The organism is Prevotella sp. FD3004, assembly GCF_000746155.1.
GTDB lineage: Bacteria > Bacteroidota > Bacteroidia > Bacteroidales > Bacteroidaceae > Prevotella.
In genome coordinates this window covers 160,959-173,160 of record NZ_KN050819.1, presented here as the reverse complement: position 1 = coordinate 173,160, position 12,202 = coordinate 160,959, and the positions used below count along the sequence as shown (strand labels likewise).

The window sequence follows — 12,202 nt, the reverse complement described above, 5'->3', positions numbered from 1 at the left end:
GGGATTTTGTTTTTATGCTTCAGGCTGCATGTTTGTGTAAACCGTCTGGACATCGTCGAAGTCCTCAAGTTTCTCTACCATCTTATCGATGGTCTCACGCTGCTCTGGAGTTACCTCTTTCAGGTCGTTAGGAATACGTGTGAACTCTGCACCAGTTACCTCAAAGCCGTTCTCCTCCAGATGCTTCTGGATGGCACCAAAACTTGTGGGGTCGCCATAGATGGTGATGCTGTTCTCCTCCTCGTCCTCGTCATACTCATCCTCAACTCCATAGTCAATCAGATCGAGGATCATCTCGTCCATATCAAGTCCGTCCTTCTTCTTGAAGGTGAACACTGCCTTGTGGTCGAACAGGAAGCTCAGAGAGCCCTGAGTACCCAAGTTACCATTGAACTTGTTGAACACTGAGCGAACGTCACCTACGGTACGTGTAGTGTTGTCGGTCAGAGTCTCAACGAAGATGGCAATTCCGTGAGGGCCATATCCCTCGTATGTAACCTCTTTATAATCGCTCTGATCTTTACCCATTGCGTTCTTGATGGCACGCTCGATATTATCCTTCGGCATGTTCTCACGCTTGGCATTGGCGATGATAGCACGGAGTGCGGGGTTATTCTCTGGTTCGGGACCGCCTGCCTTCACGGCAATAGCGATCTGCTTACCGATCTTTGTAAAAGTCTTGGCCATGTGGCCCCATCGCTTCAGCTTCGTAGCCTTACGATATTCAAATGCTCTTCCCATTGTTTTCTATTTTTTATTATTATCTTAATTCTGCATTCAGCTGCTTCTTGATATTGGCGATGAGCTTGTTCATAATGGCTTCAATCTGCTTGTCGCCCATGGTCTTCTCCTCGTCCTGAAGAATGAAGTTCACAGCATACGATTTCTTACCTGCAGGCAGCTTATCGCCCTCGTAAACGTCGAAGAGTTCCACTTTCTTCAGCAGCTTCTTCTCTGTCTGACGGGCAATCTGCTCAATCTGAGCAAACTCAACGCTGTTGTCGACCAACAGAGCCAGGTCACGACTAACGGCAGGGAATTTAGAAATTTCCGTATAGAGCACCTCGTTTTTCTTGATGACCTTCATCAGGGCTGTCCAATTCAGTTCTGCATAGTAAACAGGTGCATCCAAGCCGAACTGCTTCAGAAGTTTCTTGGTGATGATACCCATCTCGATGAGTTTCTTGCCACCACGATTCTCGATGGTAATACCTGCAGAGAAGATGTCGTTGTCTGACTTCTTACGAACAAGCATACCAGGTTTCACACCTATGCGGCGCAGGATATTCTCAACATAAGCACTCAGCTCATAGAAAGTAGAGTCTTCATTCTGGTGGGCCCAAGAACCTTCAACTCGCTTACCTGTAACCCAAAGACCTGCATGATACTGCTCTTTGTAGGCCTGCATCGGATCATCATCGTTCTTCTTCGCCGGGTCGAACGTATAAACATTACCAAACTCGAAGAAACGCAGGTTCTGACGCTTACGGTTCACGTTGTGCTGGATACTCTCCAGTCCACCATAGAGCAGAGACTGACGCATCACATTCAAGTCGCTCGACAGAGGATTCATGATTCTAACCAGCGTGTCGCTCTCACCATAATAGGCAGCCTTGGTCAGCGAGTTGTTCAGTATCTCGTTGAAGCCCTCACCAACCAACTGCTCACTTACCAGATTAGCCAACTTGTGCTTCTGATCCTCGTCACCTTTTATGACAAGCGAGCCCTTCAGCTGAGTAGGAATCTCAACATTGTTATATCCGTAGATACGCAGGATGTCTTCTACCACATCACAAGGACGCTGTACATCTACACGATAGGCAGGAATCTCGAGTGTCAACGCCTCGGCTGTCTCACTGAGGACTTTCATCTCGAGTGTCTCACAGATACTCTTAATCGTCTCAACAGGGATGGTCTTACCAACCAATGAGTGAACATAATCATAATTCAACTCAACTATGGGGTTCTTCATTGGCTCTGGATATACATCACAGATTTCCATTGAGACCTTGCCGCCAGCCAACTCCTTACAGAGGATAGCTGCCTGCTGAAGTGCATAAAGAGTTCCGTTGGGATCGATACCACGCTCGAAACGGAAGCTGGCATCTGTGCTCAGTCCATGACGACGAGCGCTCTTACGAATCCATGTGGGATGGAAATAGGCACTCTCGAGCACAACGTTTCTGGTCGTCTCATAGGTACCACTACCCTTACCGCCAAACACACCAGCGATACACATCGGATCCTCTGCGTTGCAGATGGCCAGATCGCGCTCAGAGAGCTTATGCTCTTCACCATCAAGAGTCTGGAACGGCGTGCCCTCAGGCATTGTCTTTACCACAATCTTGTGGCCTTTCACCATGTCTGCGTCAAAGCAGTGCAGAGGCTGTCCGTAAGCCATCATGATGTAATTGGTAATGTCGACGATATTATTGATTGGACGCAATCCGATAGTAGTCAACTTGTTCTTAAGCCAATCAGGAGACTCTTTCACCTCACAATCTGTGATACTTACACAAGCATAGCGCTTGCAAGCCTCCATGTTTTCGATGGTCACACTGACAGGAAGGTCGTTGTTGTCGACCTTGAAACCAGAGCAATCCGGGCGATGCAGTGAAGTCTGATAACCATTCTGCTTGAGCCATGCATAAAGGTCGCGGGCAACACCCCAATGACTTAATGCATCAGCACGGTTGGCTGTAATGTCCACTTCGATGAGCCAATCGCTCTCCAAATGATAATATTCAGCAGCAGGCGTACCTACCACAGCATCCTCTGGCAACACGATGATACCTGCGTGATCATTGCCGATACCAATCTCGTCTTCAGCGCATATCATGCCATTACTTTCAACACCACGCAGTTTAGACTTCTTGATGACGAATTCCTGATCGCCGTCATAGAGCACACAGCCCAAATCAGCTACGATTACCTTCTGACCAGCAGCCACATTTGGTGCGCCACATACTATCTGAGAAGGCTCGCCCTTGCCTAAGTCTACAGTTGTTACGTGTAAGTGGTCAGAATTAGGATGGGCCTCACATGTCAGCACCTTACCAACATAAAGCCCTTTCAAGCCACCTTTGATACTCTGTACTTCTTCCAATGCGTCGACTTCCAGACCTGTTGACGTCAAGGCATCACACACCTCTTGAGCCGTCAGGTCGAAATCAACGTATTCCTTCAACCATTTGTAGGAAATATTCATTATACCGTTTTTTTAGTAATTACCAACTTTGAAATTTCAGAGTGCAAAGGTACTAAAAAAACGGTATATACACAAATTTTTCATGAGTTTTTCTATTCAATACACTTCATTAAGAAGTCAACAGCCCCGTTGATGCCGAATTTCCTCACATCTATTGATATATCGTAGTTGCGAGCATCCGTCCAATCCTTGCCTGTGAAAGTCTTGGTATAAAGCTCTCGACTGTAATCATTATCTACTACCATGGCAGCAGCATCCCTCAGGCTGAGTCCAAACTTGTCGGCAATTCTCTTCTTCCGGCAATCTTCTGAAGAGTGAATGAAAATCTTGAGACAATTAGGATGATTTTCAAAGATGTGGAATCCGCATCGGCCAACAATAACACACGATTCCTCTGCAGCGATATGCTTGATAGCATCACACTGAGCTTTAAACAAATCCCGTGACGTCTGGTCATGCTCCGTTCCGTCATATTCGGCCTTGCTCATGTAATTACGATAGAAATTGGTAAAGTCGTCACGCCACAAAGGATTGCGGGACTCTATCTTCTCCATCGCTTCTTCCACTACATGGTTTCTCTTGGCAACTTCATTAAGAATCTGTTTGTCGAGCAGCTTCACGTTTAAACGGCGCGCCATCTCTGCTCCGATCTCGTGTCCGCCAGTACCAAATTGACGGCTGATGGTTATCACGAATTGTTCCTCCCTATTCATAATTCCTGGTATATTAGTTAAACATTTTCCTTTTATTTATATGGCAAAGATAAGAAAAAGATTTGGAAGTTCCAAATCTTTTTCAATTAAATTGCCACATTTTTACATTTTCTAATCTTTCATTGTGCAAGATATTGCGCACACATCTCCGCACAACGCTCACCATCCACACCAGCCGATACGATTCCTCCAGCATAGCCCGCACCTTCGCCACATGGGAAAAGTCCCTGAATACGAATGTGTTGCAAGGTATCGCGATCTCTTATAATACGCACTGGCGAAGATGTTCTCGTCTCAACAGCAATCAGAGTTGCCTCATTGGTTAAGAATCCATGGGCATTTCTGCCAAAAGCTTTAAATCCTTCTTGCAAACGTTTCGATATCATTTTGGGAAGCCAGAAATGCAACGGACTTGATACGAGTCCTGGTGCATACGACGACTTAGGCAAGTCATAGCTCAAACGGTTATTTACAAAATCAGCCATTCTCTGTGCAGGGGCCGTCTGCTTCATATTGCCTTGTTGCCAACAAAGTCGTTCCAACTCCTCCTGAAAAGCCATCACCTTTAACACACTACCCTCTTTCTGGTTTGTGATGTCTTCTGGTCGTACCTCTACCACCATACCGCTATTACTCCATGCCGTACCGCGATTGGCGGGACTCATACCATTTACGACGATTTGTTCTTTATCAGTAGCGGCAGGGATAACAAATCCACCAGGACACATACAGAACGAATATACACCTCGTCCTTCAACCTGTGTCACCATTGAATATTCTGCAGCAGGCAACCAATGCCCCCTGCCCGATTTCGAATGATACTGTATCTGGTCTATCAACTGACTTGGGTGTTCCAATCTGACACCCACAGCAATCCCCTTTGCCTCAATTTCGACCTTTGCTTCAGAAAGATATCTATATACATCTCTTGCAGAGTGCCCTGTAGCCAAGATGACAGGTCCCCTGAATTCTAATTGTATGTTTGAATCTGAGGATTGAGAATTATCTACCGCCTGTACTCCAACAACCTGATTTCCCTCCAATATCAACTGAGTCATCTTGGTTTGGAAATGAACTTCACCACCTGAATTGATGATGGTGTTTCGCATGGCTTCTATCACTTTGGGAAGTTTGTCGGTTCCTATATGCGGATGTGCGTCGGCCAATATCGCTGGAGAAGCACCATGCTGGCAAAACACATTCAGTATTTTATCAATATTCCCCCTTTTCTTCGAACGCGTATACAGTTTTCCATCAGAGTAAGCACCTGCGCCGCCTTCTCCAAAGCAATAGTTGCTTTCAGCATCAACCTTCTGAGTCCTTGTAATATTTGCAAGATCCTTTTTTCGTTCATGTACATTTTTACCTCTCTCCAATACAATAGGCCTCAGTCCCAATTCTATCAATCGTAATGCAGCAAACAAGCCACCCGGACCAGCACCAACCACAATCACCTGAGGCTTGCCCTCTACATTACCATATTCTGTATGCGTATATTCATCATCATGTGGCTGTTCATTAATATATGTTCTTACTTTCAGATTTACATATATCTGTCTCTGTCGCGCATCTATACTACGTTTCAAGATCCTAACACCATAGATAGTCCTTACGTCTATACCATGTTCATCAGCCAGATAAGCTTTCAACCTATCCTCTTGGGCCGCTACTTCTGGCACTACTCTTATCTGATATTCGCTTGTCATACGCCTGCAAAGGTACGAATAATAATCGTTACAAGCAAATTTTATCACCTAAACCGCAATATATAAATTGTAAATAACTGTTAACGTACCAAATTAAAAATCCGTATTATCGACAAAACTTCTCAGTTCGTCGATTGTTACCTTATTGCGCTTGGATGTTTCAACAAAAATATGTACCTTTGCATTACGAAAGGAGAACAAGACATAAGTCATAGTTTTAAAATACTAATAATAGTGATTAAGATTTAAGTCCACAGAGATGTGCACTATTTTATGAATAATTTGTGTTTTTAATTGGTTAATAGATTTATCTCAACAGGAGCCCACAGAGATGTGCGCCCCTGTTTTTTATGGAATCAATAATGACGAATCACCATAACTCAGGAAACGGAATTCATGAGCGAGGGCGTAGTCGTATATCTTATGCCAATCGCCTTTTACAAAGGCACTCACAAGCAGAAGAAGCGTAGATTGAGGCTGATGGAAATTGGTAACCAGCATCTTTACAATCTTATACTCATAGCCTGGAGCAATGATAATCTGGGTACTCGAATGAAGTACATCAAGACTATGAGCATCCATCCATGCTGCAAGGCTCTCCAACGATGTAAGCGCTGAAACAGAGCAATTTATATCATATGGTTCCCACTGACAAACATGAAGCTGATCTTCTGACAAGTCGGGCTGATTCATCACCTTAAGTCCCATATAATAGAGGCTTTCAAGAGTACGTACACTAGTGGTACCAACGGCAATAGCTGAGGCATCATGAGCAATCAGTTTTCGGATGGTATCGCGCCGTACACTGATGTACTCAGTATGCATCTCATGTCCTTCTATCTCTTCACTCTTTACAGGTTTGAAAGTACCAGCACCTACATGCAAGGTAAGTTCTTCACGCTCTATTCCATGAGCATCAATATCAGCCAACACTTCTGGGGTGAAATGAAGGCCTGCTGTAGGAGCAGCTACAGAGCCTTTGATTTTAGAATAGACAGTCTGGTAGGTCGTTTTATCACTTTCCTGACTCTCACGATTAAGATATGGCGGAATAGGAAGTTCACCCATGGCGTCGATAATTTCGGCAAAAGAGACAGGGGCATCCCACTCAAAATCAATTCTGTGGGAGGTGCCATGAATAGCACCACGAGTAGCTTTAACGATGATTTTCTGACCTTTTATTTCTATCTCACGCGAGAGAGCACCCTCTTTCCATTTTTTCAAATTACCGACAAGGCAATACCATGCACATCGATTATTGGACTGGAACATAAGTTCATAATCCGTAGGATCAGCAGGTTCAAGCAGGAATACCTCTATCAGGGCTCCTGTATCTTTACGAAAATGCATACGAGCCTGAATGACCTTGGTATTATTGAACACCATAAGAGCACCTTTAGGCAGATAATCGGGAAGATGATAGAATACATCCTCTCCAACCTCTCCCTTACGATAAACTAACAACTTAGAATGGTCGCGCTGAGCAATAGGAAATTTGGCAATACGCTCGTCGGGAAGCGGATAATTATAGTCGCCAATACGAATGTGTCTGGGATTAGAATTCATAAAAAACATGCTTTTAAAAGGGCAAACGCCAAAGTTACAACAAGAACGAAAACAGGAATGTTGCAATCTTCATAGGCATAGCCTGTACGTGTATACTGATTGAGTCGAATCTGTCTGGGACGATTCCGATCAAGAGTGAAATGGTATAAAAAATATACAAAAGAGGAAGATACGCCCCCCCAGATAAGTCCTACAAGAATATCACCTGGATAATGGACGCCAAGATACAGACGAGTCCAACAGTTGGTAAACGACCATATAATCAGAGCCGTAGTCAACAGACGACTACGCACAATCCAACAAAAAAGAATGGCAATACTGAACGTATTAGAGGCATGGGCAGAGAAAAAACCATATTTACCACCACGATAGCCATCCACGATATCAACCATAAGACCGATTTCCGGATCATGAGTAGGTCGCCAACGAGCCACAAGAGGTTTTATAATACCATCATCGACAGCGCCTGCTAACAGATAACATAAACCAGCGGCAAAAAGCACACTGAGTACACGCTTCAAACTGTTATTATTCCTCAATACGAGATAAAACAGGCTAATATATAGAGGAATCCACGTCGCCCCATGTGTAAGTGTGAGTACAAGGCGATCCAGATATAGCGATTCGCTCCCATTTACTGCCAATAACATCTGTTTGTCTAACTGTTCGAGAGTTGACAAGAGTCCATCGGCTGTGAGAAGTATATCTATAAACATGAGCGGTGGGCATCAAATAATTTCAATCTTACTACTCTCAATCCATCCCTCCTTACCATCGGCAAGACGGATCTCCTTCCAGCCCTTCATAGAACCATCAGTAATATTGACTTTGGTTCCTTCATGGAGGATAAACAAATCAGTGCCATTCTTAGCCGGAGTACTCTTAACTGCCACTGAAGGGGAAATCACAATGGCACCCTTGCGATATATAAGATTCTGTTTCTGCTGACTTGCAAACAGATTACTGAACAAGAAAAGCAGTAACAGGGCAAAGCCGCCAAAGAATCCTATTTTACGCAACATAATACGTTCCGAGAAAAGATAAACCAACAAGAGAATGATGACAAGAGATAATGAAATAAGTGCGGTGCGAGCCCATCCGTCGACACTCATAAGATTAACCAACGAATGATACCATGTGATAAAAAACATCTCAGACTCGGGCACAATTTTATCTATAGTCTTACTTTGCGCAAGCTGCAAGTTAAAGCGGATATCTCGGTCACCAGGAGAGAGCAGAAGGGCACGTTCATAATTAAGAACCGCACGAGTGATGTTCTCCGTACGATAATATGAGTTGCCAAGATTATAATATAGTTCTGCTGACGCACCATTCTTAAGCAAGGTTTCATAATCACTGATAGCTTGCTGATATTGTCCTCTTACATAAGCACTGTCAGCCTCAGTCTTAGTAACAGCCTGAGAACTTAACGGTAATAGGAAGAGAAGCAAGACAACAGTAATAGCCGACTTAGTAGAGCGACGCTTACGCATCGTCTCTTCAATTTTCTCGATAGCCGTCATGGCCTTCTCATATACTTTATTCATATTTCCTTTAGGATCACCTGGCGCATAACGTTCAAACTCACATTCATCAAGAGCCTCCATAAATTGGGCTACGACATCGGCATCCACCTGACGCTCTGTAAGACGCTGACTGATATTATCGTGAGAAAGATGTTCTACAGGCATATTCAACTTGTCGCCAACATATCCCCAAAGAGCACGCAGGACCTCATCATAGAATTGGTCAGATTTATTGTCTGCCATCAGGCGCGAAGCTTTCTTCAGTCGCTTAGTAGCCACCTTATTAGCTTTCTTGCCACGCATCTTAGTAACATTGGCATTATCGATGGCTCGCTGACGGAATACTACGAAAAGCGAGATAAAGAGAAGAGCAAGAGCAATAAGACATATCCAGTAAGTCGTAGATCCGAAGAAGAAATTATCAACACCCTGCTGAGAAATCTTGCCAGTCTTGATAAAACGAATATCCTTGTTCAACTCTTTGAGATCTTCCTGTCCTGAGAAATCACTGACAGAACCTATTTCTGAACCTTTTTCCACATCTAACACAAAGTTCTCACTACGAGCGGTCTTATATGAGTTTGTTGCAGTATCAAAGTAAGTAAATTCAACTGGCGGTATCTCGTATTTGCCCTGGTGACGAGGAACAAACAAGATATCGTAGATCTTTGACCCCTCAAGACCATTAGCAGTAAGTTTTGTCTTATCGGTAATTTTTGCTTCGTATTTGTCGAAATCCTTAGGGAACTGAACAACCGGTTCCTTTATCAGCTTCAGATTACCACTGCCACTAACAATGATACGCATAGAGACAGGATCATTAGCTTTTGTCTCTGTCTTGTTGAGTTGAGCTGAGATATTAAACTGTCCCACTCCACCAGAGAAGTTTGCTGGACGCTCTGGCAACGGATCAACCTGAATCTCTATACCTGGAGCCACGATTTTCTTCTTAACCTCTATATAGCCCGAGCCGCCATTAAAGAATGCCTCAAACGGATCAACATTACGGTTCTGCTGTACAACAATGCCTTCAAAAGTGATGCTTGGTATCTGCAGCTTTCCTGTCATCTGTGGAAACATGACATATTGGCTCCATGTGCATGTTCTATATGGACGTCCGTTGACATGCTCGATAGAAAAACTTTTTTGCTGAGGCAAGTCAACCTCTTGAGTATAGAAACTCTTCAGGTCAGGCATGTCGCCACGTAACTGAGTAAGCGATACTAAAGTATATACTTTATATGTTAGCAGTATAGGCTCCTGCTCGTGAACACGTTTCTTACTGGCACTCACTCTGATAAAAAGGTCAGAACCAGAGATACGGCTACCAGCATCTCTCATTTCAACATCATCATCATCATTCTGTCGCTGACGAGAACTACTATTACCCTGAGCAGAACCCGACACCTGAATTTTGATAGCATTAGAGGCTATGGTTTTTCCTCCAATAGTAACGTGTGCAGGCGGAATCGTATAAGTTCCATTCTTAGTAGCAGCAACAATATAAGTATATGTAATAGAAGAAGTCGAACTGGTATGTCCATTAATCATCTGATAACTCGACTGTATAGAACGGTTAGGACCTATCAACACTTCGAGTTCATTAGGAATGTTACCCGCCCGGAATTCGCTAACATCCTGAGTATTCACCTTATAGGTTAATCGGAACTGTTCGCCAACTGCCACATGAGAAGGCGCAGAACCTACAAGGTTCTGAGCAATGGCCATTATAGCGACCATCATCATATATACTATAATTGCTATTCGCTTCATATCTACCAATTCTTCTGATTTCTACGACGCTGAGGCTGTTGCTGAGCTTTCTTCATCTTGTCCTGCGTCTGTTTCTCATTCTGGATTGCGGCATTCAACAACTGCTCAGCATTTTCCTTGCTCATCTGGGGCTTGGGCTGTTCCTGCTGCTTCTTGTCGTCTTGCTTATCTTTATTCTGATCAGGTTTCGGCTGATCTTTCTTCTTATCATCTTGTTTCTTGTCGTCGTTACCTTGCTGATTCTGTTTATTCTTATCTTGCTTCTGCTTTTGATGTTTGCAGAGCACAAGATTATAACGTGTCTCATCATCGTTCGGATTCAAACGAAGTGCATTCTTATATGCTTCAATGGCTTCGTCGTACATTTTATGAGTCTGACAGACAACACCCATATTGTGATAAGACTGGGCTTTGCGAAGAGGATTGGTCTCAAGTCCTGCGGCATTCTGGAACTGCTCTACAGCTGCAGAATCCTTTTTCTGAGCTATCAGCGCATTACCAAGATTAAAGGCAGCCTGCGGATTCTTCGGATTCTTCTCTACAGCTTTACGATAAGACACTTCAGCATCGGCATAATTGCCTGCATGGAACTGCTTATTACCTTGACGGATATATTGTCGATCCGTCATCTGGGCACTCGCTGTCAGTGTAGTCATGAAGACTAACAGCATGACTGCTACGCGCTTTTTCTTTCCAAATAGTGATATGTTTCTGAGCAACGGATTCCGACGATCAAAAATACATATCTCAACTATCAACAACAATAAGGCCAGTAATGCAAAGGCCTGAAACTGTTCGTCAAACTCACTATACACAGTTGTAGAAGTTTCTTTCTTTGAAAGCTTATCAAGTTCGTTGTCAAGTTGTTCCTGAGCAGCACTATTGTTTTCTACGTGAATATATGCACCGCCACCAGCCTGAGCAACCTGCTTACACATATCTTCGTTAAGAGCAGACATAACAGTATTACCTGTATTGTCGGTCATATAATCGTTACTGCCAGGAATGGGAATAGGCGCTCCCTTGACAGAGCCCACACCAAGCACGAATACCCGCATACCATTATCATTGGCAGCCTTTGCGGCTTCAAGAGCTCCGCCTTCATGGTCTTCTCCATCAGTAATCACGATAATAGCCTTACCTATACCCTCTTCTTGCGTAAAACTATGTGTAGCCATATCAATGGCACGAGCGATATCCGTGCCTTGAGAAGCCATCATCGACGGGTCAATGCTCGAAAGGAACATTTTTGCGGATACATAGTCGCTCGTAATAGGCAACTGGACGAATGCATCACCAGCAAAAACAATAAGTCCGATCTTGTCATTGGAGAAATGGTCTACAAGATTCTCAACCATCATCTTACTGCGGTCCAAACGACTGGGCACGATATCTTCAGCACGCATAGAGTTACTAATATCCATACAGATAATCGTTTCGATACCAACCCGTTTCTCATGACTGATCTTTGTACCCATTTGGGGACGTGCCAACATTACAACAAGTAATGCTAATGTCCCCTGAAGAATCCAGAACTTAACAGATGGACGGAAGCGAGATACATCAGGCATAAGAGCTTTTAAGAGTGACTGCTCGCCAAACTTGCGCAGTCGCTTCTTCTGATTTCTAAAGGATATAAACCTGACTGCTGCTAACACAGGAATCAGCAGCAACAGATAGAGATATATGGAATCTTCGAATCTGAACATT

At 43.8% G+C, this 12,202-nt stretch carries 8 protein-coding genes; all 8 read right to left on the bottom strand.

The window, feature by feature from the left end; genetic code table 11:
• Window positions 1-12: 12 nt before the first annotated feature.
• Entirely contained in the window at window positions 13-741 is a 729-nt protein-coding gene (locus T325_RS07685; RefSeq protein ID WP_036912141.1) for a YebC/PmpR family DNA-binding transcriptional regulator, read from the bottom strand.
• Window positions 742-760: 19 nt separating this feature from the next.
• The gene (gene pheT, locus T325_RS07680) at window positions 761-3,208 is read right to left on the bottom strand and encodes a phenylalanine--tRNA ligase subunit beta (RefSeq protein ID WP_036912138.1); all 2,448 of its coding nucleotides are present in this window, start codon (window positions 3,206-3,208) and stop codon (window positions 761-763) included.
• Between the two features lie 92 nt (window positions 3,209-3,300).
• Window positions 3,301-3,921, bottom strand: coding sequence for a cytidylate kinase-like family protein (locus T325_RS07675; protein ID WP_036912135.1), 621 nt, complete (start codon window positions 3,919-3,921; stop codon window positions 3,301-3,303).
• A gap of 119 nt (window positions 3,922-4,040) precedes the next feature.
• The gene (locus T325_RS07670; RefSeq protein ID WP_036912132.1) at window positions 4,041-5,627 is read right to left on the bottom strand and encodes an NAD(P)/FAD-dependent oxidoreductase; all 1,587 of its coding nucleotides are present in this window, start codon (window positions 5,625-5,627) and stop codon (window positions 4,041-4,043) included.
• Between the two features lie 348 nt (window positions 5,628-5,975).
• Complete coding sequence (locus tag T325_RS07665) at window positions 5,976-7,193, bottom strand: S-adenosylmethionine:tRNA ribosyltransferase-isomerase (protein WP_036912129.1); 1,218 nt, start codon at window positions 7,191-7,193, stop codon at window positions 5,976-5,978.
• The gene (locus T325_RS07660; RefSeq protein WP_036912126.1) at window positions 7,190-7,909 is read right to left on the bottom strand and encodes a phosphatase PAP2 family protein; all 720 of its coding nucleotides are present in this window, start codon (window positions 7,907-7,909) and stop codon (window positions 7,190-7,192) included. The genes T325_RS07665 and T325_RS07660 overlap by 4 nt, the downstream gene beginning before the upstream one ends.
• Before the next feature lie 12 nt (window positions 7,910-7,921).
• Window positions 7,922-10,492: a BatD family protein gene (locus tag T325_RS07655; RefSeq protein ID WP_036912123.1), complete on the bottom strand. Its 2,571-nt coding sequence runs from the start codon at window positions 10,490-10,492 to the stop codon at window positions 7,922-7,924.
• 2 nt (window positions 10,493-10,494) lie between these two features.
• Complete coding sequence (locus T325_RS07650) at window positions 10,495-12,201, bottom strand: VWA domain-containing protein (protein ID WP_036912120.1); 1,707 nt, start codon at window positions 12,199-12,201, stop codon at window positions 10,495-10,497.
• Between the last annotated feature and the right edge of the window lies 1 nt (window position 12,202).

Coding starts and splice junctions, on each gene's coding strand:
- T325_RS07675 (WP_036912135.1), bottom strand. CDS start 3,921: ATGAATAGGGAGGAACAATTCGTGATAACCATCAGCCGTCAATTTGGT.
- pheT (WP_036912138.1), bottom strand. CDS start 3,208: ATGAATATTTCCTACAAATGGTTGAAGGAATACGTTGATTTCGACCTG.
- T325_RS07650 (WP_036912120.1), bottom strand. CDS start 12,201: ATGTTCAGATTCGAAGATTCCATATATCTCTATCTGTTGCTGCTGATT.
- T325_RS07660 (WP_036912126.1), bottom strand. CDS start 7,909: ATGTTTATAGATATACTTCTCACAGCCGATGGACTCTTGTCAACTCTC.
- T325_RS07655 (WP_036912123.1), bottom strand. CDS start 10,492: ATGAAGCGAATAGCAATTATAGTATATATGATGATGGTCGCTATAATG.
- T325_RS07670 (WP_036912132.1), bottom strand. CDS start 5,627: ATGACAAGCGAATATCAGATAAGAGTAGTGCCAGAAGTAGCGGCCCAA.
- T325_RS07685 (WP_036912141.1), bottom strand. CDS start 741: ATGGGAAGAGCATTTGAATATCGTAAGGCTACGAAGCTGAAGCGATGG.
- T325_RS07665 (WP_036912129.1), bottom strand. CDS start 7,193: ATGAATTCTAATCCCAGACACATTCGTATTGGCGACTATAATTATCCG.